Genomic DNA, 21,872 nt, shown 5'->3' on the forward strand with positions numbered 1-21,872 from the left:
ATCCTTACGATTAAGAGCGGGTTGCAGCAAGCACCTCGGCGGCCTTGGCACGTGCCCACGTATCGATATCGCGAAGCTGCTCAAAAGATGTAACCGCCTGCGTATCGTGTGCATCCATGCAGGACTCAACGATGCGATCGATATCGGTAAAGGTACAGGTATCGTGCAGGAAGGCATCGACGGCAACTTCGTTGGCGGCATTCAGCACGCACGGCATGGTGCCGCCCGTCTTGCCGGCACGCTCGGCCAGCGCCAGGCAGCGGAACGTGTCCATATCGGCAGCGTCGAAGGTAAGCTGCCCCAACTCACGAAAATCGATTCGCGGCGCCGGAGTATCCCAGCGCTCGGGATACGAAAAGGCAAACTGGATGGGAATGCGCATGTCGGACGCACCGAGATGCGCCATCACGGAGCCGTCGGCAAACTCGACCATAGAGTGGATCTTGGACTGACGCTGCACGACCACGTTGATAAAGTCGAGGTCGCAACCGAACAGATGCATCGCCTCGATACGCTCCAAGCCCTTGTTCATAAGGGTGGCGGAGTCGATGGTGATCTTTGCCCCCATGGCCCACGTGGGATGCGCCAAGGCGTCCTTGCGGGTCACGTGGTCGAGATCCTCGCGCGTACGGCCAAAGAACGGACCGCCCGAACAGGTAAGCCAAATGCAGTGGGCCTCGCGTGGATTCTCACCCAGATAGCACTGATAGATGGCGGAGTGCTCGGAGTCGACCGGAATGAGCTGACCCGGCTGCGCCAGTGGCATCAGCAGGTCGCCGCCAACGACGAGCGACTCCTTATTGGCAAGTGCAAGACGCTTGTTCGAGGTCAGGGCAGCATGGCTCGCTTCGAGCCCGGCGGCGCCCACAATAGCGACGAGCACACAGTCGACGTCATCGCGACGTGCGAGCTCACAAACTGCCTGCGCACCAACACCGAGCTCGGTGCCCTCGGGCAGCTCCTGCAGCACAGCGTCCGCGCCGTGGGAGGTGTCGGCCACGGCAACGGCCGGAACAGAAAACTCACGGGCAAACGCAACAAGCTCAGCGGTACTGGAATTAACGGAAAGCGCCGTCACCTGCAGACGGTCGGCATGCTGACGGCAAACATCGAGCGCCTGGGTGCCAATAGAGCCCGTACAGCCCAAAATTGCAACCCGCAGACGGCCATCGGGGCTGTACGTCGTCTGAAAGGCCATTACAGCACGCCTCCGATCATCAAAAGCAGCTGCGCGGTAATGCAGCCAAAGATAAGCGAGTCGCTACGGTCGAGCATGCCGCCATGGCCCGGAATCAGATTGCCAGAATCCTTGACGCCCACGCCACGCTTGATGCGTGACTCGATGAGGTCGCCGATAACGCCCAGGATGGACACGACCACGCCGCACAGCAGCGCATAGGGCAAGCTCAGCTTATAGAAATGGGTCGCCCACAAAATAAGCCAGATGAGAACCGAGCCCAAGATGCCGCCGAAAAAGCCCTCCCAGCTCTTTTTGGGAGAAATCTTGGGGACCATCTTGTGCTTGCCGATACGGCTACCCACGATATAGGCGAACGAATCGGAGACCCAGAGAGACGCGCAAACACCCACCGAAAGCAGGGCGCCGGCAAAACCGGGCACGGCATCGCGCAGCAGCACGATGGCCGACAGCATAAAACCGGTGTAGATGGGGCCCATGAGCGTCACGGCTACATCGGATATACGGGTACGCGACGACCAGACGTACCAAATACCCACCGCAAGCATCAGTGCAAAAAGCAGGGCATTCAACAGCAGCGAGTCGCCCAGCGCCGAGAGCGGAAAGAGCACGGCGGCAGCGATACCCAGGCGCTCGTTGGCCACCTTGCCATCGAGCTTCGTCATGCGGAAAAACTCATAGCAGCACAGGCCGCTCATGACGGAGACGAAGATAGCAGTGGGAACGATACCCAAAACCAAGCAGAGAATGAACACGACGGCGTAGACGATACCTGCGGCGGCGCGGGTAATAAAGCCGGCCAACCACGAAGTCGTAGCCGCGCCGCTCTTGGCGGAAGGCGCCTTGGGAGTTGACGTCTTGGGAGCAGACGCCTTGGGACGATCGGACACGATTAAGCCTCCTCGGTCTTGCTCAGTCCACCAAACCTACGGTCGCGGCCCTGGTAGGCCAAAATGGCGTCGACAAGGCCCCAACGATCAAAGTCGGGCCAATAGGTATCGGTGACATAAAACTCGGAATAGGCAACCTGCCACAGCAGATAGTTCGAAAGGCGTAGCTCGCCGGAGGTGCGAATCACAAGCTCCGGATCGGGCAGCCCAGCGGTGTAGAGATGGGAGGCAACCATATCATCGTCGATGGCGGCAGGGTCGATCTTGCCGGCAGCGGCGTCGAGCGCAATCTGACGGACGGCACGGGTGATCTCGGCACGGGCGCCGTAATTGACGGCAAGCGCCAGCGTCATGCCGGTGTGGTCGGCACACTCGGCAAGACCGCGCTCAAAGACATCGCGGGTCTTCTTGGGCAGTGCGGAAATATCGCCCAAAAAGACAACGCGCACGTTTTCGCGCTTAAGCAGCGGCAACTCATCGATAAACGTCTTGGCAAACAGATGCATCAAAACGTTGACCTCGTGCTGTGGACGATTCCAGTTTTCGGTGGAAAACGCATAGGCCGAAAGGACGTCGACTCCCAAGCGCACACATGCGGTAATAATCTCGCGCAGGGAGACGATACCGGCCTTGTGGCCCTCGGTGCGGGCAAGACCGCGCGCCGTGGCCCAGCGACCGTTACCGTCCATGATGCACGAAATATGATGCGGAATCTTATTGAGGTCAAGGTCGGAAAAACCGACGCCCGCAGGGGCGTCGGCAAAGTACTCGACCAGTTTGTTCTCGTCGTATTGCACCTTAGATCTCCATGACCTCGGCTTCTTTTTCCTTCAGAAGCTCCTCGACCTTGGCAACATACTCATCGGTATGCTTCTGGACCTTGGCCTGCTCGCGACGGACATCGTCCTCGGTGAGATCTTCGTCGCGCTCGAGCTTGTTGTTAAAGTCACGACGGATGTTGCGAATGGAGACCTTGGCCTGCTCGGCATACTCGCGGCACTCCTTGACGAGCTCGCGACGACGCTCCTCGGTGGGAGCCGGGAACGGCAGGCGCACGACGGTACCGTCAGAGTTGGGGGTAATGCCCAGATCGGAAGCGCTGATAGCCTTCACGATGGCGTTGACGAGCGCCTTATCCCAGGGCTCGATGAGCAACATGTGGGCCTCGGGGGTCTTAACGGCGGCAACCTGGGTAACCGGCGTGGGGACACCGTAGTAATCGACCGAGATGTCGGACAGAATGTTAGCGTTGGCGCGGCCCGTGCGAACCTTGGAGAAGTTGTGCTTGAGGGACTCGAGCGACTTGTCCATGTGGGCGGTGATGTTCTCTGCCATGCTTAATCCTCCTGATAGACGAGCGTGCCGACGGGCTCACCCGAAAGCGCGCGCTTGACGGTGTCCTCGCCATCGATGTTGAGGACCAAAATCGGCATACGGTTATCCTGGCACAGTGCCGTAGCTGTGGAATCCATAACCTGCAGACCGCGGACGAGAACCTCGTGATAGGTAATCTTGTCAAAACGGACGGCATCGTCGCACTTGACGGGATCCTTGTCGTAGATACCGTCAACCTTGGTGGCCTTAATCAGGACCTCGGCACCAATCTCACAGGCACGAAGAGCCGCGGCGGTGTCGGTCGTAAAGTACGGATTGCCCGACCCGGCGGCAAAAATTACGACGCTGCCCTTGGAAAGGTGGTTGATGGCGCGACGGCGAATATAGGGCTCGCAGATCTCGTTCATCTGGATAGCGCTCATCACGCGGCAGGGAACATCGTTGTGCTCGAAGGCATCCTGCAGGGCGAGCGCGTTCATAACGGTTGCCAGCATGCCCATGTAGTCGGCCTGGGCGCGCTCCATGCCACCGGCAGCGCCGGCCATGCCGCGGAAAATATTGCCGCCGCCGACAACAACGCCAACCTCATGGCCAACGGCGAGCAGCTCCTTGACCTGCTTGGCAAGGTGGTCGGTAACCTTGGGGTCGATGCCATATTGGCCGTCGCCCATCAGTGCTTCGCCGGAAAGCTTAAGAAGCACGCGTTTATATCGGATGTCGGACAAAGCGATCCTCCTTTAATTAGACTCTCAATATGATAGCAAAGGCTCTGATAAGAGCCATGAAAAAGCAGGCTGTGAGTAAAACCCACAGCCTGCTCATTACCAGCTACAAGAGCTTATTTACTCGCCACGGACCAGACGGTCGAAGGCAACGACGGTAATGGTATCGCCGAGCTCCTTGGAGACCTGCTCAGCGTACTTCTTGATGGTGAGGGAGCTGTCCTTGATGAACTCCTGCTCGGTGAGCACGGACTGCTTGTAGAACTTCTCCAGACGGCCAACGGCCATCTTCTCCTGGATAGCCTCGGGCTTGCCGGACTCGGCAGCCTGAGCCATGTAGATCTGCTTCTCGTGCTCGACGGTCTCAGCCGGAACCTGATCGCGGGTAGCGCAAATCGGGGCGACGGCGGCAACCTGAAGGGCAACGTCGTGAGCGAAGGTCTTGAAGGAGTCGGCCTGAGCGGTCTCGGCCTTCTCGAAGGCGAACTCGACGAGGACGCCGATCTTACCACCCATGTGGATGTAAGAAGCGAGAGCGCCGTTCTCGGCCTTGCGGGCGGCGAAACGAGAGATCTTCATGTTCTCGCCCATGATGTGAATCATCTCGGTGAGCTCGGAGGAAACGGTCTCCTCGCCCATCGGCTTCTCGAGCAGAGCGTCGACGTCAGCCGGCTCGGTGGTGGCGACAACCTCGGCGACCTTGGAAGCAAAGCCGGTGAACTTGGCGTTGGAGCCGACGAAGTCGGTCTCGCAGGAGAGCTCGAGCAGAGCGCCGGTCTTGCCATCCTCGGAGACGAACGCGGCGACAGCGCCCTCGTTGGTCTCACGGCCAGCCTTCTTGGCAGCCTTGGCGAGGCCGTTCTTGCGGAGAACGTCGACGGCGGCGTCCATGTCGCCGTCAGCCTCGACGAGAGCCTTCTTACACTCCATCATCGGGGAGTCGGTCATCTCGCGGAGCTGCTTGACCATAGCGGCGGTAATCTGGGCCATTGTGGTTCCTTTCAAAGAGATGAAAAAGACTTAAATAGGACTGATTTACTCGGCCTTGGGCTCGGCGGCCATCTCGGCCTCGGAGACCTGCTCCTTGCCGGAGCCAGCGAGGCAGGCGTCGGCCATGAGCTCGCACATAAGGGTGACAGCGGAGATGGCGTCATCGTTGCAGGGGATGCCGTACTCGACCTCGTCGGGATCGGAGTTGGTGTCGATCAGAGCGACGACGGGGATGTTCAGGCGCTGGGCCTCCTTGATGGCGTTCTCCTCGCGCTTGGTGTCGATGACGAAGAGAGCCTGGGGCAGACCCTTCATGTCGCGGGCGCCACCGAGGTTGGTCTGGAGCTTAGCGAGCTCCTTGCCGAGCACTGCCTGCTCCTTCTTGGGCAGCACTGCCATGCGGCCGTCCTCGACCATGGCCTCGAGCTCCTCCATGCGGTTGATGCGGGAGCGGATGGTGACGAAGTTGGTCAGCATACCGCCGAGCCAGCGCTGGTTGATGTAGGGCATGTTGGCGCGCTCAGCGGCGTTCTTGACGGCCTCCTGAGCCTGCTTCTTGGTGCCGACGAACAGCACGTTGCCGCCCTTGGCGACGTTCTTGACGAAGGTGTAGGCCTGGTCGGCGTCAAGGATGGTCTGCTTGAGGTCGAGGATGTAGATGCCGTTGCGCTCACCGAAGATGAACGGCTTCATCTTGGGGTTCCAGCGACGGGTCTGGTGACCGAAGTGGCAGCCGGCCTCGAGCAGGGTGCGGATATTAATCTTGGTAGCCATGTTAAACCTCCTGTGGTTTGCCTCCGCGCGGGGTCATCCTCCAAAACCAACCCGGACATGTGCTACCAAAGCCCGGGCACCACGGTATGGAGTAGCCGCGCGTGCGTGATAAAAACCTGTTGCCGTGAAGCAACCCGATGAATGATAGCAGGATTGCCTCTTCCTGCCAACCCGCAATCAAAACCACACACCTTGGCGCGGCGCGGGAGGCCCTTCTCCTACTCGCCGCGGGGATGTGCCTGACTCACGGCACGCTTGAGGCGTTCGGGAGTGAGATGCGTATAGATCTGCGTCGTGGACAAACTCGCATGCCCCAGCAGCTCCTGAACCGAGCGCAGATCCGCGCCGCCCTCGAGCAGGTCGGTCGCAAAGGTATGGCGCATCGCATGCGGGGCGATGTCGGCAGGAATGCCGGCAAGTGCCGCAAGCATATGGAACCGCCTCCTGAGCATGGCGGCACTCATACGGTTTCCGCGCGCCGAGATAAACAGCGGATGCACGCCGTTCGCACCGTCGCCGCGCTTTGCCTGTGCAAGGAGCTGTGGCCTCCCCTCCTCAATATAGTTACGGGTCGCCTCGAGAGCGCGCCGATACAGGGGCACGATACGCTCCTTGCTCCCCTTGCCCCAAAGTCGCAGCGTTCGCTCAGACCAACCAATGGACTCCACGTTGAGCCCCGCGAGCTCCGAGATTCGCGCACCGGAGGCATAGAGCAGCTCGAGCATCGCAGCATCGCGCAGCCCCGCAGGCGCCGAGGTATCTGGGGTCTTGAGCAACGACTCGACTTGCCGGGTCGTCAGCACACCGGGAAGATCGCGCGGCAGTTTGGGCGACGATATCGCCGAGACCGCATCGCCCTCAACGATTCCCTCGGCAGCCATCCACCGATAGAGTGAGCGAATGGCAGACAGGTGTGCCGCAAGGGTCCGAGCCGCCACCTGGCCACGCGACAGCTCGGCCAAATAGGAGCGAACGGTCCGTACGTCGGCAGCGCGAGCGTCGATGCCCTCGCGGTCGCACCACGCGGCGAAGCGCTCGAGCCGCGAGGCGTAGGCGGTTACCGTATTGGGAGCGAGTCCTTCGACGCGTGCAATGTGGGCAATGAACGAGTCGACGGCATCGTACAGGTCAAAAGCTATGACCTCTCGCCTCCAAACAGATCGGAGCGCGATTCCAGATAGGCATCCAGGGCCTTGAGGGCGCGGTCCGCGTAAGCCTGGTAACGATCGCGCTTGCTGCGACGCTTACCGTCCTCGAGCGGCGGCACAAGACCAAAGTTGACGTGCATGGGCTGGTAGCCCACCGTAGCCGGATCGGTCGCATACCCCACAAGCGCGCCCAGGGCGCCCACGCGCGGCAGCTCGACGCCCGCGGCCCCGATGGCCTCGGCATAGGTGTTGAGCGCAGCGAGCAGACCCGTCGCCACGGCCTCCATGTACCCCTCGGTACCAGTAATCTGACCGGCAAGACGCACGCTCGTGCCGGGAACGGCAAAGGTGTCGTCGAGCACGTGCGGAGCATCGACAAAGGTGTTGCGGTGCATAACGCCGTAGCGGAAGAACTCGGCGTTCTCCAGGCCGGGAACCATATGGAAGACGCGCTTCTGTTCGCCGAAGGTCAGGTTGGTCTGGAAGCCAACCAGGTTATAGGCGGTCTTCTCCTTGTTCTCGGCGCGCAGCTGAATTGCCGCCCAGGGACGGCGACCGGTGCGCGGGTCGGTGAGCCCGACGGGCTTCATGGCGCCAAAGCGGATGGCATCCTTGCCCGTGCGCGCAACCTCCTCGGCAGGCTGGCAGGCCTGGAACAGGTCCCCGCCCTCAAAATCCTTGAGCACCACGCGATCGGCCGTGGTAAGCGCCTCGATAAAGGCCTCGTACTCTTCCTTGTTGAGCGGGGCATTGAGATAGTCGCCACTCCCCTGCTCCTCATAGCGCGACTGCGAGAACAGCACGTCCATATCGAGCGTAGAGGCATCGACAATCGGGGCGGCCGCGTCAAAGAACGCCAGGGCGTCACCACCGACGAGCTTCATGACCTCCTCGCTCAATGCCGGCGAGCATAGGGGGCCCGCGGCGATAACCACATGACCCTCGGGAATCTGGGTGACCTCGCCGTGGACGACCTCGATATTGGGGCGGGCGGCAACCTCAGCCTCGACGAGCTCGGAAAACTTGACGCGGTCGACCGCCAGGGCGCCGCCGGCAGGAACGGCCGCACGATGAGCGCAGTCGAGCAGCACCGAGCCCATGCGCTCGAGCTCGGCCTTCAGCAGACCGGCGGCAGAATCGGGACGGGTCGACTTAAACGAATTGGAGCAGACGAGCTCCGCCAAGTGATCGGTATGGTGGGCAGGAGAGCTCACCTGCGGGCGCATCTCGCACAGCTTTACGGCGAACCCGCGATCTGCCAGCTGAATCGCGCATTCCGATCCCGCCAGACCGCCACCGATAACCGTCACCTGATCAAACAGCATCTGCAAACACCTTTCTAATTGACACGTTTTCCATTGTGACCGAAGGGCGTCTGGGCGTGAAGGGCAAACTTGGAGGGCGCATACCTTCCATCCATCATGCGCTCGATGAGGCCCTCGAGTTCGAGCGAACCCAGAAGTTTGAGCACGCCGACGGCATCGAGCGAGACGAGTGCCGCGATGTCGTCGACCTTGAGCGGCGAGGCGATGAGCGCATGCATCACGGCCTGCTGCGTGGGGTCCAGATCTGCGATACCGGGTGCATCAGGACGCGAATAGCGCAGGGTACCGTATATGCGAGAGATAGCCACCTCGATGGACTCCTCGTCAATAATGCAGCAGGCCCCGTTGGCAATGAGGTAGTTGGTACCGCGCGACTCGGGTGACAAAATCGAACCCGGCACGGCAAGAAGCTCGCGCCCCAGGTCCATGGCGGCCTCCGCCGTCGAGAACGTGCCCGAAGGCATGCCAGCCTCCGACACGAAGAGCGCCTGCGAAAGCGCGGCAATCACCCGGTTACGCCGCGGAAAGGCAAACTTACGCGGCCCCATACCCCAAGGCGAGATGGACACGACCGCGCCGCCCGTATCGATCGTGCGCGCGATGAGTCCCGCGCTCGAGCGCGGGTAGATTACATCGGCGCCTGTCCCCAACACCACGACATGTTTGCCGCCGGCATTGACTGCGGCCCAACCCGACGCCTGGTCGCAACCGACCGCACCGCCCGATACCACCGTCACCCCCGCTTCCACCGCGACCTTGGCCGCAAGCTCCGCGACGGCAAGGCCGTAGGGAGAGGCCTTGCGCGCACCGATAATCGAGAGCGCCGGTGTCGAGAGAACCTCAGGGTCGCCACGCACGAACAGCGTCTGTGGCACATCGGAAAGCTCCAGAACAGTAGCGGGGAACAGCCCATCCCCGGGATGCAGTTCGTAGCGAGCCTCATCCATCACTGGTCCCTCCTTCCCTGATACATTGCGGCCTCGAGCACATGATCTTGCGTCACCCGCTCACTTTCGGCGACATCGGCAATCGTGCGCGCGATGCGCACCAGGCGCACGATGCCGCGTCCCGTGAGATGCGTGCGCTTCGACAGGCCGAGCACGCACGTTTCCGCCGCCTGATCGAGCGCAAAGGTCGACACAACACCATCGATAGAGCGGGACTCGTCGTCCTCGGCCTCGGCATCCGCATCGTCCATATGGGTCTCGCGCCAGGCACGAAAAGCCCTACCGCGGACAACGTAGTCGCGCAGCTCGGCCGACGACATACCCTCGGCGCCCTCAATAATCACCTGCGGATCGGGGCGGGTCACGTCGATCATCAGGTCGATACGGTCGGCCAAGGGACCGCGTAGCTTGGACCGGTAGCGCTCGACCATCGATGCCGAGCAGCGACATGGAACCTCGCGATCGCCCAAAAAGCCGCAGGGACAGGGATTGCTCGCCGCAAGCAGCTGAAAGCGCGAGGGAAACGTGAAGGCGCCATCGACGCGCACGATCCTGACATAACCGCGCTCGATAGGCTGCCTGAGCGTCTGCAGCACACCGGTGGGAAACTCGGCAAGCTCGTCCAAAAAGAGCACGCCGCCATGGGCAAGGCTGATCTCGCCCGGATGCACCGGGCGCCCTCCGCCAATAAGGCCCGCTGTCGATATGCTGTGATGGGGGCTTCGAAACGGCCGATGCCCCGCAAGCAGGCCATCGATGTTCTCACCCAAGACCGAATGAATGCACAGCGCCTCCTGCTGGTCCTCGACGGAAAGCTCGGGCAAGATACCCGTCATGCGACGCGCAAGCATGGTCTTGCCCGAACCGGGCGAGCCGATCATGAGAAGGCCGAGCTCCCCTGCCGCCGCAAGCGCTATGCCGCGTTTGGCGACTTCCTGCCCCAACACATCGGCATAATCGAGCTCGAGCTCAAAGGTGGCCTCGAGCACTTCAGAATCCAGATAATGCCGAGCTGCCTCGCCCATACCGTGAGCAAGCTGCGACAGATGGTCGATAAAACCGCAGTCGACCCCCGAAAGCGGAACATGCTGGTCGGACCTGCCGGCGATAAAAGACAGCCCCATGTCGCGAGCCAGCAGCCGGAACGCCACCTCGCCCTTGACGGGAAGCACCGTACCATCCAAGCCGAGCTCGCCGGCAATGAGGCAGCGGTCGAGATTGTCGCGTGGAATCTGCCCATCGGCCGCAAGCACCGCAATGGCTATCGGCAGGTCAAAGCCGCTACCGGTCTTTCGGATATCGCCCGGCGCCAGATTGACCGTAATGCCCGAGCGAGGGATCTCGAATCCCGCAGAGCGCATCGCGCAGCGAATGCGCCCGCGCGACTCCATGACCTCCATACTCGGGATGCCGAGCATCTGGATGCCCGGGATGCCACCCGCAAGCGATACCTCGACCGTGACGGGAATCGCCTCGACGCCGCGGATACAGGCAGCGTGAACGGCAAAGGTTTCGAACGCCATCACGACACCTGCCAATCGAACGCATTGTACTGGTGCTCGATCTCGGCGATATGCCCGCCGCGAATGGTGACGCCCACGGCATCGAAGCGGATCGCCTTGAGCGGATAGTGCTCCATGAGATAGCAACTCGCGATGCGACGATAGCGCCGCTGCTTTTGGGCGTTCACCGCTTCCTCGGGAAACACCCGAGTATCGCACTCCAGCGCAACACGCCTGGTCTTGACCTCGGCCATCACCACCACATCGTCGAGCTCGTCGAGCAGCACCAGGTCGGCCTCGCCCTCCGAGCATCGATAGCCTTGTTCCAGCAATGCATAGCCGCGCTCGTTAAAGTAATCGATTGCGATAAGCTCGCCCAGCATACCGAGCTCGCGAGGACTGAGCCCCTTGATAAACTCAGGGGTGATCGACCCGCAATCGAGCTCCCCCTCTTCCCAACGCTCCTTGAGCTGCTGCGTCTTGCTCATTTTGGCTGCGGCACACATGGGGTCTCCTTTCCCACTCCCTGCATTGCCTCGATAATGAGGGCAGGTTTCATGCGGGTAAGTACCGGAAGCAAACCGAAAACCAACCAAATGCCGACAAATGAGGGGCCGCGCGCAACAATAGCGTTGCACACGGCCCCTACCAGCAGGTTTATAGAACCCTTAAGGTCCCAGTCTCCACAATTGGCCTAAAAAAGGCGCTCAGTCTGCAGAAAGTTTCCGCAAAAGCTCACACGGTGCAGCGGAGAAAGACCATGTTTGCGAATGGCCTCAATGTGCTCGGGACTCGCATAGCCTTTCGATTCGGCCAAATGGTACTCGGGATACTCGGCATCGTACTCGACCATCATCTCGTCACGCGTGACCTTTGCCATGATGGATGCCGCGGCGATACAGGCGATCTTGGCATCGCCCTTGACCACGTCGCGCTCATGGGGCACGGCGCCCAGGGGGTTGCCGTCCATAAGCACGCAATCGGGCTCAAGCCCCGTATCGGACACCGCACCCGCGACAGCGGCTCGAATGGCGCGGGCCATGCCCATCTGATCGATATCCGCAGGAGCGATATGGCAAAAGCCGATAGCAGTCGCCACCTCGGCAATCTTCACCGAGAGCAGCTCGCGGCGCGCCGGCGTGAGCTTTTTGGAATCATTGATGCCCCAGATGCGCGGCTCCATCGGAAGACACACGGCACACACGGTCAAGGGACCCGCTACCGAGCCACGGCCCACCTCGTCGACACCCACGACCACGCCATCACCGCCGAGCTCATGCATAAGCTCGTACATGCCGTTGACGCGCTCGCGTTCGGAAAGTTCCTTGGCATGGCGCTTAAGGGCACGTTCGCAAGCCTTGATCACCTGCTGGCGCGGATCCTCGCGATAATGCTCCACGAGGGCGGGAATCTCCTCGAACGTGGCGCTCGCCAGCTCGCCGGCAACCTGCGATGCCGAAACCGAGCTCGTCATGTTGGCCATATCGGGGCCTCCTTGTATGCAAATCAAATAAAAAGAAGGGCCACCCGAAGGTGACCCTTTTGTCCAAACGAGTGGACAGACGCTGCGATCTTCTTAGCGCTTCTCGGGGATGCGAGCAGCCTTGCCCACCTTGTCGCGGAGGTAGTACAGCTTGGCGCGACGGACGCGACCATGACGGACGACCTCGAGCTTGGCGATCTTGGGGCTGTGAAGCGGGAAGGTACGCTCAACACCGACACCGAAGGAAATCTTGCGGACGGTGAAGGTCTCACGGGCACCGGCGCCGGCCATGCGGATGACGTCGCCCTGGAAGACCTGGATGCGCTCGCGGTCGCCTTCCTTAATGCGGTAGTGAACCTTGACGTTGTCGGCGACGCGAACCTGAGGAATGTCCTCGCGGATCTGCTGACGCTCGATTGCGCGGATGTAATCCATGTGCAATTCCTTACTCTTCTAGAGGTGCCGTACCACCTTGGCCGGCACGTAGTTGAACAAACGTATTCGAGTATACACGCCACGACCTTGGCTGCAAGAACTATTTTGCCCGTGCGCAAAAAGACAAAAACACGCACTCTTTCTGCACTTATGCGCCGTCCGCAGCATCAGTCGTCGGCGTCGTCACGGTCGTGCCGGGCGCGATATAGCCGTATTCGAGCAGCACCGAAAGCGCATGCTGCTTCCAAGTGGCAAGCTCTTCGTCATTATAGTTGTCATGGGCCCATTCATTCATCGCGTCCTCGGCGTCTTGGGGCACCAGGTCCTGGCTGTCTGCCATCAGGTACAGGATGCCTAAGATGTCGAAGTCCTGCTTGGTCATCTCTTCCTTGTTTGATGTGCTGATGAGGCCGTGATCGATGCCGTAGCGGCAGATATCGGTCAAAACGGTAACGAGGCCCGTAGGAATCTGCGAGGCATCCTTCGCGGCAGCTGGCGCGGTGTCGTCAGTTACTGCAGCGGCATCGTCGCTCGACGGAGCAGACTCAGCCGCGTTCGCATCGGAAGCTGCCTGCTCTCCCTGTGCAGGAGCCGCGCTATCCGTCGTTGCCGAAGAATCCCCCGAAGAAACGGACGCAACGTTCACCGGTGTCTCGACCACGGTCGCCATCGGGTCGACCGGTGCGGGTGCGGCGATGACCTCGGCCCAATCGGAATACACACCGTCAATAAAGGCGCGAACATGGAAGGTGCCCGGTTGCGAGATAGTCATCGTACCGTCTGTCGCGACCGAAATGCCCTTGCTCTCGAGCTCCTGGGCCTCCCAGCTGCAGGCCCTATCGACTTCCTTGCCCGTCGTGTCATAGACCGTAGCCGTCAGGCCTTCGATGCCGTTAAGGTTCTCCTCGACGCCGACGACGGTCTGTGCCGAGCCCTCGAGTTTGATGTTGCCGTTAAACGGCTCGGGCGCCACGTCACTTACCTTATATTTGTAGGCCGCGGCGTCGATCTCGTCATTGGTCGAGACATGCCCGTTCACGTCCACATAGGTGTCCTCGGGGATAAAGTACTTTACGTAGGCGGTGCCGGCCTTTTTACCCACTACGACTTGCTCGTGGGTAACAGGGTCGGTCTGGATCTCGATGACGTCGGACTTGCATTCCTTGCCCTTTTTGTCCACCACGCGCCAGTCGCCCGACGACTTCACAAAGCCGTAGTAGCCAACATCGTCCTCGTCCCTTGCGCGCACGCGATAGGAAGAGATGGGGTCTTCCCCTCCCACCGTAAGCCTTCGGGTCTTATCGGTCTGCAGCGACACGAGAATCTTGGAGATGGGCTTAATGGGCTGCGGCGTGCCCAACTGCGTATCGACCGTCACCGACTCAAACGACAGATTGGAACCCGTAATGGACATGGGATAGGTCGCGGCCATGTCATTGAGCACGTTGCACGTGCGCGGGGCGCCACCGTTGCGCGAAGGCACCTCGCGATCGGCCAGGACCGAATTCCAATCGATGGCGCGCACCATGTGGTTGTTGGTGCGATGCGACCAGCTCGTGACGTTTCCGGCGGTGGTATCGTAGCCGTCGTCGCCACGATGGGCGATTGAGCGCAGGAACAGGTTCTGCACGCCGTCGTTCGACTGATCGCCAAAGGTGGTGTAGAACGAGCGCTGGTCATAACCGGCGGTATGGAACTCCTGCACGGCGGCGTTGTCGTCGTAGCACTCGCCGTTCATGTTAAAGATAATCACGTCGAACGTCACGCCCACCGGCTGGTCATAGTCCTCGGACAGCGTCGTGGTAGAACTCGTCTGCTTGCTATTGACCTGCGTGTGCGCCGGGATCGTCATATTGACGGTAACCGACTGATTGTCCGTCGTGGTGATCGACTGTTCCTCGGTCTTGCTCGCCTCCCACAACTGGGACATCGTGGTTTCGGCCGAAAACGAAGTCTCGATCTCCTCGCTCGCTGTTGCGGGCACGCCCAGCGACTCCTTGAGGCTCACCGATGCGCCCCACGAGCCGCCTTTGGAATACGATGCGGATTCAGAAGTGCTCGTGCCGACCGTCTCCTCGGTACCGCGGGCGAGCGTGATGCTCTGCGAGGCGTCCTCATAGCCGACGTTAAGTGCCGAGGTAACGAGCTCCTGCTCAGTCTTAGAATCGACAAAGGAATAGCCCGGCGCGTCCTCGGGCGCACAGTTAAGCTTGTTCACGCTGTTGAGCTGCTGAACTCTAAAGTTATAGAACGCGATGCCAAAGCCATTGAAATCGTACTGATAGGTGCCGCCGAGCTTGTCGACACAAGCAATGGTGGCATAGATGACGTCCTGCTCAGTCGTGTCTTTCGACAGTCCGTCGAGCGGCACGTTTTTACGGAAATCGGAGCCCTTCAGCTTGTGACCGATACAGCCGGCGATATCGTCGGTCAAGCGCTCGTAGACCGCATTGAGGCTTTTTGCAGATGTCAGACCACTCTGCTTCGATTTGTCGGCGCCATCGGAATGCTCACCGTTGCCACCCGAAAGCGCATCATAGAGATAGATATAGTGACCCTTACCGAAGTCCTTCTCAAAGCCCTTGCCGGCGTGGTCCCAGTACAAAAAGTCCTTGGATTCGTCGCCTCCGCCATAGCCAAGGATGTTATAGGCAAGCGATGCCCAGTTGGGCAGCACCTTTTTGACGGCGGCCGTGTAGAACGAGACGTTGTCGTACATCGAGGTACGGCCCTCGAGCTTGCCGTCATCGATATCTACAAACGTGCAGTCGCGATCGTTGACCGTAATGGTGAGCGGGTTGACCATGTCGCCATAGAGCTCGTCGCGCGATTCATCCTGAAGGGCAAAACCGGCTGTCGGCATCCCGCAAAGCGCCGTGACCGCAACGACCACCCAGCACAGGGTCACCTGTGCTGGGTGGTCGTTGCAAATACCTGGTGAGGTTTTTCATCGCAGTCCTCCCGTCAGTTGCCAATGTATTGAACCAACGTAAAACGCCGCCGCGACCACAAGGGGCGCGACGGCGTGAAGGGGAACTTAAAAGGCGCAAATGGAACGCGACTCAGTTAAGCGGAGCGCTTGGCCTCGAGCTTGGCCTGAGCGGCAGCCAGGCGCGCGAGGGGTACGCGATAGGGCGAGCAGGACACATAGTCCACGTCGGCCACGTTGAACAGGTCCTTGATGGACTTGGGGTCGCCGCCGTGCTCGCCGCACACGCCAAAGTGCATGTCGGGGTTGGTGGTGCGACCCTTCTCAACGGCCATGCGCACCAGCTCGAGTACCGCCGAGTCGATGGTCTCGAAGGGGTTGTCCTTCAAGATCTTCTTGTGCATGTACAGGGGGATGAACTTGGCCTCGGCGTCGTCGCGAGAGAAGCCGAAGGTCGTCTGCGTAAGGTCGTTGGTGCCAAAGCAGAAGAAGTCGGCGTGCTGAGCGATCTCGTCGGCGACCATACAGGCGCGCGGCAGCTCGAGCATCGTGCCCACGGGAATATTGAGCTCGACGCCCTCCTCGGCAGAAACCTCGGCGATCGCGCGCTCGATGACCTCGCGGGTCTGGACATGCTCCGCCGTAATGGAGACAAGCGGAACCATGATCTCGGGACGCGGATCGACGCCCTCCTTAATAAGGCGGGCGGCTGCCGTGGCGACAGCGCGAACTTGCATGAGTGGCAGGTCGCCAAAGACAACGGACAGGCGCACGCCGCGCAAGCCGAGCATGGGGTTCGACTCGACCATGCCGTCGATACGACGCAGTCGGGCACGTAGGACGGCAAGCTCTTCCTCGCTGGCGCCAGCGGCTTCCTTCTTGGTGATGGCGACCTCGAGCTCGCGAGGATTATCCAGGAACTCATGCAGCGGCGGATCGAGCAGGCGGACGACCACATCGCGACCGGACATGGTCTTGAACATCGCCAGGAAGTCCTCAGTCTGAACCTTGAGCAGGTCAGCCAGGGCCTGCTGCTTCACGGCCTCATCATCGGACAGGATGAAGCTCTGGATGATGTTTTTGCGGTCGCCCAGGAACATGTGCTCGGTGCGGCACAGGCCGATGGCCTCGGCGCCAAACTCGAGGGCGAGCGCGGCATCCTCGGGGTTGTCGGCGTTGACGCGCACATGGTTGGCGTGGCCGCCGGTCTCGTCCAGACGAATCTCGTCGGCCCAGGACAGGATGGTGTCCAGGTCGCCGGTGAGCTCGGCCGAAACCAGATCAACGGCGCCGTCGACGACGATACCCTGGGTGCCGTCGATGGAGATGACATCGCCCTCATGCAGCACGCGGTCGCTGCCCTCGATGCGCACGACCTTCTCGGCGGCGTCGATGTGGAAGCGCTCGACGCCGCAGACGCAGGGCGTGCCCATACCGCGAGCGATAACGGCGGCATGGCTCGTCTTGCCACCGTGGCTGGTCAGGATACCCTCGGCGGCGACCATACCCTTCAGGTCGTCGGGGTTGGTCTCCCAGCGGACCAGAATGACCTTATGGCCCTCGGCAGAACGCGCGACGGCGTCATCGCGCGAGAACACGACCTCGCCCACGGCGGCACCGGGACTGGCGTTAAGGCCGCATGCGAGCGGCTCGTACTTCTTGGAGGAGTCGAACTGCGGGTGCAGGAGCTGGTCGAGCTGCGCGGGATCGATTCGGCCCACAGCCTCCTCGCGGGTGATCAGACCCTCCTCGACCATTTCGATGGCAATGCGCAGGGCGGCGGTGGCAGTGCGCTTGCCCACGCGGGTCTGGAGCATCCAGAGCTTGCCCTGCTCGATGGTGAACTCGATATCGCACATATCGCGGTAATGGTCCTCGAGCGTCAGAAACACGCGCTCGAGCTCTTCGCCCGCGGACTCGAGGCCCGGGGTGGCCTTGAGGTCGGCGATGGGCTCGGTGTTGCGGATGCCGGCAACAACGTCCTCACCCTGGGCGTTAACCAAAAAGTCACCGTAGAACTCCTTGGTGCCGTCGGCCGGATTGCGCGTAAAGGCGACGCCGGTCGCCGAGGTCTCGCCCTTATTGCCAAAGGCCATAGCCTGGACGTTGACGGCGGTGCCAAGGTCGTCGGAAATGCCATGCTGCTTGCGGTAGATACAGGCGCGCTCGTTCATCCAGCTGCCAAAGACGGCCTGGATGGCAAGGCGCAGCTGGAGCTCCGGATCGTGCGGGAAGACGGGCTTGTCGTCGGCAACCTCGAGCTCGGGATACAGGGCGGCCTCGACGTTCTCGGAGAAAATGCCCTTGAAGGTCTCGACGAGTTCCTGCAGGTCCTCGGCCGAAAGCTCGGAATCGACGCGAACACCGGCAACCAGGCGGGCCTGGGTCAGGGCGTTCTCGAACAGGTCGGAATCGACGCCCATAACGACGTTGGAGAACATCTGGATAAAGCGGCGGTAGCTGTCCCAGGCAAAGCGCGGGTTTTGCGTCTGGGCGATGAGGCCCTGAACGGAGTCGTCGTTGAGGCCCAAGTTGAGGACCGTGTCCATCATGCCGGGCATGGAGAACGGAGCGCCCGAGCGCACCGATACGAGCAGCGGATCGGAGGCGTCGCCGAGCTTCTTGCCGCAACGGGCCTCGAGGTCGGCCTCGGCAGCAACGATCTCATCGAGTGCACCTTCGGGCCAGACGTTGCCGGCACCGGAGTACTCGACACAGGTCTGGCAGGTAATGATAAAGCCACCGGGAACCGGCAGGCCGATGCGGCTCATCTCGGCTAGGTTTGCGCCCTTGCCGCCAAGCACGAAGTTCATGGATTTGTCGCCCTCAGTGACGCAGGTGCCCTGGGCGTCGGTTCCAAAACGGTAAACCCTCTTGCAATCGCTCACGATACTTCCCCTTCCATACGCTCTCGCGCACGACCGTGGTGACGAATCGACCCGCCGGATGCGGGCCGTGAGGGAACTATACGGCGGGTTTCACGCTGACATGAGAAGAGGGTACGGGGTTTGGTAAACGTGGTAAATGTGGCGGTAAACGGTAGGTAAAGTTGGTTACCTTATGAAGATACCAATGCAAGAGAATTGCAGGTCAAATGCAAGTTTCTTGCTAAATCGCTTTACCATTATCGTGCATTAATTTAGGTAGTCTTGTTTAGACGGGGCATTTTTAGCTATCCCAATAAGCTAGCTTTGGTGGGCTCGGCGGGTGGCGCGGCGGGCACGGGCTTCTTGGATTTCGACCAAGTGACTTATGATCTCGGAGGCGCTCTCCTCGATCGCCTTGCCGTCGGTACGCACCACAAAGCAGCCCAGTCGCTTCATGAGGGCGCGGGCTTCCTCGAGCTCGCTGCATACGCTCTCGGGCTCGGCATAGGAGCCGGCAACGGCACGGGTGTAATCATCGCCCAAGCGGCTATCGCGAATCCCGGAGATCACATCGACAGTCGAAATCAGGCCAAACAACCGCATCGGGTCGACCTCGTAAATTGACTTCGGTGGCTCCATCCCATGGGCCAAAGGAACATTGGCAACCTTGTAACCCTGAAAGGCCAAATACATCGACAGCGGCGTCTTGGACGTACGCGATACGCCCAGCAGCACGATATCGGCACCCGAAAGATCGTCGCAACCGCGCCCGTCGTCGTGCTCAACGAAATACTCCATGGCCTCGATACGATGGAAATAACGGTCATCGGTCTTATGAATCGTGCCCGCAACGCCCTTGGGCGGCACACCGATGAGCGACGACAGCACGGCAAGTGTCGGACCGATCAGGTCGACCGAACGGATATGTAGCATACCCAGGTAATCGAGCACACGGGCGCGAAGCGCCGGATCGACAATGGTGTGGAACACGGCAATATCGCGATGGTCCGCATCGACTCGCGGACCCACAAACGACTTAACCTGCTCCACCGAGGTCACCTTAGGCAGGCGCAAAAGATGAAAAGCCCCTTCATCAAATTGCCCGGACGCCGCAAGCACCACCTCACAAGCGGTATCACCGAGCGAGTCGGAGATAACGATAACGGTGGGACGAGCGGTGACCGGGCAATCCATGCGGGGCTCCTTTTGCGCTTACGCGCAGGGTAGCTTACTTTTTGCGGGCAAGCTCACCGATGTTGGCGATGCCGGAGAAAACGGCCTCGAAGCGGTTGAGCAGCTTAAGGCGATTATCGCGGAGCTGCTCGTCCTTGTCCATGACCATGACCTCGTCGAAGAAGCGGTCGATGGGGGCGCGTAGGGCAGCCAGGGCGGCAAACGCGGCGGGATAATCCTCGGCAGCAAGGGCGGCATCGACAGCGGTCTGAGCGGCCTCGGAGGCATCGGCAAGCGCGAGCTCGGCATCGCCCATCAGGCTGCGATCGTACTCCGCAGCCAGCTCGGGCTTGGAGATGTGCGCGGCGCGGGCATAGGCGGTAGCCAGGTTGTCGAAGGTCTCGGCATCGTTCTTGCGAGCCTCGTCGAGGGCGGCGCAGCGGGCGAAGAAGACGGACGGGGCGATGATGTGCACCGCAGAGACGGCGGCGACGGTATCGGCCGGGATCTTCTCGTCGCGGGCCATGCTCACCAGGCGGCCGTGGAAGAAGTCGCGGACCTGCTGGGCGACCTCGGCGGCGTCGAACTCAATGCCCTGCTCGCTATAGAGCTCAAGGGCAAAGTCGATCAGCGACGTGGGGTCAATCGGCAGACGATCGCGCAGGATGTTGATGATGCCGATGGCGGCACGACGCAGCGCGTAGGGGTCCGAAGAGCCGGTCGGGGGCTCGCCGATGGCAAAAATACCGGCGATGGTATCGAGCTTGTCGGCACAGGCCACGATGCAGCCAGCGGTGCCCTCAGGCAGCTCGTCGCCTGCAAAGCGGGGACGATAATGATCGCGAATGGCGTGGGCGACCTCGTCGTTCTCCCCCATCGCAATGGCGTAGTAACCGCCCATCACGCCCTGCTGGCTCGTGAACTCGACGACGGCGTTGGAAACCAGGTCGGCCTTGCACAGGTGCGCGGCGCGAGCCGCATCGGCGGCCAGATGGGCACCCAGGTGAGCCTCGCGAGCGATGGCGAGCGCAAGCTGCTCAATGCGCTCGGACTTGGCGAGCACGCTACCGAGCTTCTCCTGGAAGGCGACCTTGGCCAGACGCTCGCGGAACTCGTCGAGGGAGATCTTCAGGTCCTCCTCATAGAAGAACTTGGCGTCGTCCAGACGGGCGCGCACGACGCGCTCGTTGCCGTCGATCACGCGCTCGGCATTCTCAGGCTTGCTGTTGGAAACGACCACGAACTCACGCGTGAGCTTGCCCTCGCCGTCATAGATCGGGAAGTAGCGCTGGTTGGTGAGCATGGACTCGCAAATAATCTCGTGCGGGACCTTGAGGAACTCCTCGTCGAAGGTACCGACAAGCACCGTCGGCCACTCGCAGAGGTTGATGACCTCCTCAAAGACCTTCTTGGGCGTGTCGACATGGCAGCCGGGGCGAGCAGCCTCGACCTCGGCGATACCGGCAAGGATGGCCTCACGACGACGCTCGGCAGAGAGCACGCCGGCGTCCTCGAGCACCTGCTCGTAGACGGCGGGGCTGGCGACCACATGGTCACCGGGGCCAAGTACGCGATGACCACGCGTGGTGTTGCCGCTCGTCACGTCGGCAAAGGACACGGGCACGACGTCCTCGCCAAGAAGGCAGCAGATCCAGCGGACCGGACGCACGAACGTGGCGTGCTCGTGGCCCCAGCGCTGAGAGCGGTAGTTGGGCCACTGCAGGCCGGCGATGGTCTTCTCGCACAGGGCCGTCAGGATCGGGGTGGCCGGGGCGGAAGGAATGTTCTTCTCGGCAAATACGTACTCGCGACCGTCGGTGTCCTCGCGACGGACCAGATCTTCGGCAGCCACACCGCACTTGCGGGCGAAGCCCTGGGCGGCCTTGGTGGCGTTACCGTCAGCGTCGAAGGCGATGTTGGCCGCGGGGCCACGCTTGACCTCATGAACCTCATCGGTCGCGGTAGCGACGTCGGCAACGAGCGCAGCCAGGCGACGCGGGCTCGAGATCACGCGGACCTCGCCGTGGGCCAGACCTGCCTCGTCGAGACCCTTGGCGATCATGGTGCCAAGCTGCTTGACGGCATTGTTCAGCGGTGCGGAGGGCATTTCCTCCGTACCGATCTCAAACAGGAAATCCTTAGCGTCTGCCATGG

18 protein-coding genes are annotated in these 21,872 nt (G+C 61.1%); all 18 read right to left on the reverse strand.

Annotated features, from left to right (window positions below; translation table 11 throughout):
- Window positions 1-10: 10 nt before the first annotated feature.
- The 18 genes from dxr to glyS all read right to left on the reverse strand — a co-directional run bounded on the left by dxr (window position 11) and on the right by glyS (window position 21,870).
- Window positions 11-1,198: a 1-deoxy-D-xylulose-5-phosphate reductoisomerase gene (dxr, locus tag V2391_RS02820; RefSeq protein ID WP_329738170.1), complete on the reverse strand. Its 1,188-nt coding sequence runs from the start codon at window positions 1,196-1,198 to the stop codon at window positions 11-13.
- Entirely contained in the window at window positions 1,198-2,088 is an 891-nt protein-coding gene (locus tag V2391_RS02825) for a phosphatidate cytidylyltransferase (RefSeq protein WP_329738171.1), read from the reverse strand. Before V2391_RS02825 ends, dxr begins: the two co-directional genes overlap by 1 nt.
- 2 nt (window positions 2,089-2,090) lie before the next feature.
- A complete protein-coding gene (locus tag V2391_RS02830; protein WP_329738172.1) occupies window positions 2,091-2,885 on the reverse strand; it encodes an isoprenyl transferase in 795 nt (264 codons plus the stop codon).
- A 1-nt stretch (window position 2,886) separates the two neighbouring features.
- Complete coding sequence (frr, locus tag V2391_RS02835) at window positions 2,887-3,423, reverse strand: ribosome recycling factor (protein ID WP_329738173.1); 537 nt, start codon at window positions 3,421-3,423, stop codon at window positions 2,887-2,889.
- 2 nt (window positions 3,424-3,425) lie between these two features.
- Window positions 3,426-4,148 (reverse strand): UMP kinase, encoded by a 723-nt coding sequence (pyrH, locus tag V2391_RS02840; protein ID WP_329738174.1) that lies wholly within the window; start codon window positions 4,146-4,148, stop codon window positions 3,426-3,428.
- Window positions 4,149-4,265: 117 nt separating this feature from the next.
- A complete protein-coding gene (tsf, locus tag V2391_RS02845) occupies window positions 4,266-5,135 on the reverse strand; it encodes a translation elongation factor Ts (protein WP_055285136.1) in 870 nt (289 codons plus the stop codon).
- Between the two features lie 45 nt (window positions 5,136-5,180).
- Entirely contained in the window at window positions 5,181-5,909 is a 729-nt protein-coding gene (rpsB, locus tag V2391_RS02850; protein ID WP_055285135.1) for a 30S ribosomal protein S2, read from the reverse strand.
- A 218-nt stretch (window positions 5,910-6,127) separates the two neighbouring features.
- Window positions 6,128-7,081 carry a tyrosine recombinase XerC gene (locus V2391_RS02855; RefSeq protein WP_329738234.1) on the reverse strand — a complete coding sequence of 318 codons (954 nt, stop codon included), beginning with the start codon at window positions 7,079-7,081 and terminating at the stop codon, window positions 6,128-6,130.
- Window positions 7,045-8,382 carry a methylenetetrahydrofolate--tRNA-(uracil(54)-C(5))-methyltransferase (FADH(2)-oxidizing) TrmFO gene (gene trmFO, locus V2391_RS02860; protein ID WP_329738175.1) on the reverse strand — a complete coding sequence of 446 codons (1,338 nt, stop codon included), beginning with the start codon at window positions 8,380-8,382 and terminating at the stop codon, window positions 7,045-7,047. Before trmFO ends, V2391_RS02855 begins: the two co-directional genes overlap by 37 nt.
- Window positions 8,383-8,396: 14 nt before the next feature.
- Window positions 8,397-9,329, reverse strand: a complete 933-nt coding sequence (locus tag V2391_RS02865) for a DNA-processing protein DprA (RefSeq protein ID WP_329738176.1) — start codon at window positions 9,327-9,329, stop codon at window positions 8,397-8,399.
- Entirely contained in the window at window positions 9,329-10,852 is a 1,524-nt protein-coding gene (locus tag V2391_RS02870) for a YifB family Mg chelatase-like AAA ATPase (protein ID WP_329738177.1), read from the reverse strand. Before V2391_RS02870 ends, V2391_RS02865 begins: the two co-directional genes overlap by 1 nt.
- Complete coding sequence (locus V2391_RS02875; RefSeq protein ID WP_329738178.1) at window positions 10,852-11,337, reverse strand: YraN family protein; 486 nt, start codon at window positions 11,335-11,337, stop codon at window positions 10,852-10,854. The genes V2391_RS02870 and V2391_RS02875 overlap by 1 nt, the downstream gene beginning before the upstream one ends.
- Window positions 11,338-11,525: 188 nt before the next feature.
- A complete protein-coding gene (locus V2391_RS02880; RefSeq protein WP_329738179.1) occupies window positions 11,526-12,314 on the reverse strand; it encodes a ribonuclease HII in 789 nt (262 codons plus the stop codon).
- 93 nt (window positions 12,315-12,407) lie between these two features.
- Window positions 12,408-12,749 carry a 50S ribosomal protein L19 gene (gene rplS / locus V2391_RS02885; protein WP_117583231.1) on the reverse strand — a complete coding sequence of 114 codons (342 nt, stop codon included), beginning with the start codon at window positions 12,747-12,749 and terminating at the stop codon, window positions 12,408-12,410.
- A gap of 148 nt (window positions 12,750-12,897) precedes the next feature.
- Window positions 12,898-15,612, reverse strand: a complete 2,715-nt coding sequence (locus V2391_RS02890) for a hypothetical protein (RefSeq protein WP_329738180.1) — start codon at window positions 15,610-15,612, stop codon at window positions 12,898-12,900.
- A gap of 203 nt (window positions 15,613-15,815) precedes the next feature.
- The gene (ppdK, locus tag V2391_RS02895) at window positions 15,816-18,566 is read right to left on the reverse strand and encodes a pyruvate, phosphate dikinase (RefSeq protein WP_329738181.1); all 2,751 of its coding nucleotides are present in this window, start codon (window positions 18,564-18,566) and stop codon (window positions 15,816-15,818) included.
- A 297-nt stretch (window positions 18,567-18,863) separates the two neighbouring features.
- The gene (locus V2391_RS02900) at window positions 18,864-19,739 is read right to left on the reverse strand and encodes a pyruvate, water dikinase regulatory protein (RefSeq protein WP_329738182.1); all 876 of its coding nucleotides are present in this window, start codon (window positions 19,737-19,739) and stop codon (window positions 18,864-18,866) included.
- A 34-nt stretch (window positions 19,740-19,773) separates the two neighbouring features.
- Window positions 19,774-21,870: a glycine--tRNA ligase subunit beta gene (glyS, locus tag V2391_RS02905; protein ID WP_329738183.1), complete on the reverse strand. Its 2,097-nt coding sequence runs from the start codon at window positions 21,868-21,870 to the stop codon at window positions 19,774-19,776.
- Window positions 21,871-21,872: the final 2 nt, after the last annotated feature.

This window comes from Collinsella sp. CM84Y_54 (assembly GCF_036317945.1).
Lineage (GTDB): Bacteria > Actinomycetota > Coriobacteriia > Coriobacteriales > Coriobacteriaceae > Collinsella.

Excerpts from the sequence above, each read along its gene's own strand:
- dxr (WP_329738170.1), bottom strand. The coding sequence starts at position 1,198 with ATGGCCTTTCAGACGACGTACAGCCCCGATGGCCGTCTGCGGGTTGCA.
- frr (WP_329738173.1), bottom strand. The coding sequence starts at position 3,423 with ATGGCAGAGAACATCACCGCCCACATGGACAAGTCGCTCGAGTCCCTC.
- tsf (WP_055285136.1), bottom strand. The coding sequence starts at position 5,135 with ATGGCCCAGATTACCGCCGCTATGGTCAAGCAGCTCCGCGAGATGACC.
- rpsB (WP_055285135.1), bottom strand. The coding sequence starts at position 5,909 with ATGGCTACCAAGATTAATATCCGCACCCTGCTCGAGGCCGGCTGCCAC.
- trmFO (WP_329738175.1), bottom strand. The coding sequence starts at position 8,382 with ATGCTGTTTGATCAGGTGACGGTTATCGGTGGCGGTCTGGCGGGATCG.
- V2391_RS02865 (WP_329738176.1), bottom strand. The coding sequence starts at position 9,329 with ATGGATGAGGCTCGCTACGAACTGCATCCCGGGGATGGGCTGTTCCCC.
- V2391_RS02870 (WP_329738177.1), bottom strand. The coding sequence starts at position 10,852 with ATGGCGTTCGAAACCTTTGCCGTTCACGCTGCCTGTATCCGCGGCGTC.
- V2391_RS02875 (WP_329738178.1), bottom strand. The coding sequence starts at position 11,337 with ATGTGTGCCGCAGCCAAAATGAGCAAGACGCAGCAGCTCAAGGAGCGT.
- V2391_RS02880 (WP_329738179.1), bottom strand. The coding sequence starts at position 12,314 with ATGGCCAACATGACGAGCTCGGTTTCGGCATCGCAGGTTGCCGGCGAG.
- rplS (WP_117583231.1), bottom strand. The coding sequence starts at position 12,749 with ATGGATTACATCCGCGCAATCGAGCGTCAGCAGATCCGCGAGGACATT.
- V2391_RS02890 (WP_329738180.1), bottom strand. The coding sequence starts at position 15,612 with ATGCCGACAGCCGGTTTTGCCCTTCAGGATGAATCGCGCGACGAGCTC.
- V2391_RS02900 (WP_329738182.1), bottom strand. The coding sequence starts at position 19,739 with ATGGATTGCCCGGTCACCGCTCGTCCCACCGTTATCGTTATCTCCGAC.
- glyS (WP_329738183.1), bottom strand. The coding sequence starts at position 21,870 with ATGGCAGACGCTAAGGATTTCCTGTTTGAGATCGGTACGGAGGAAATG.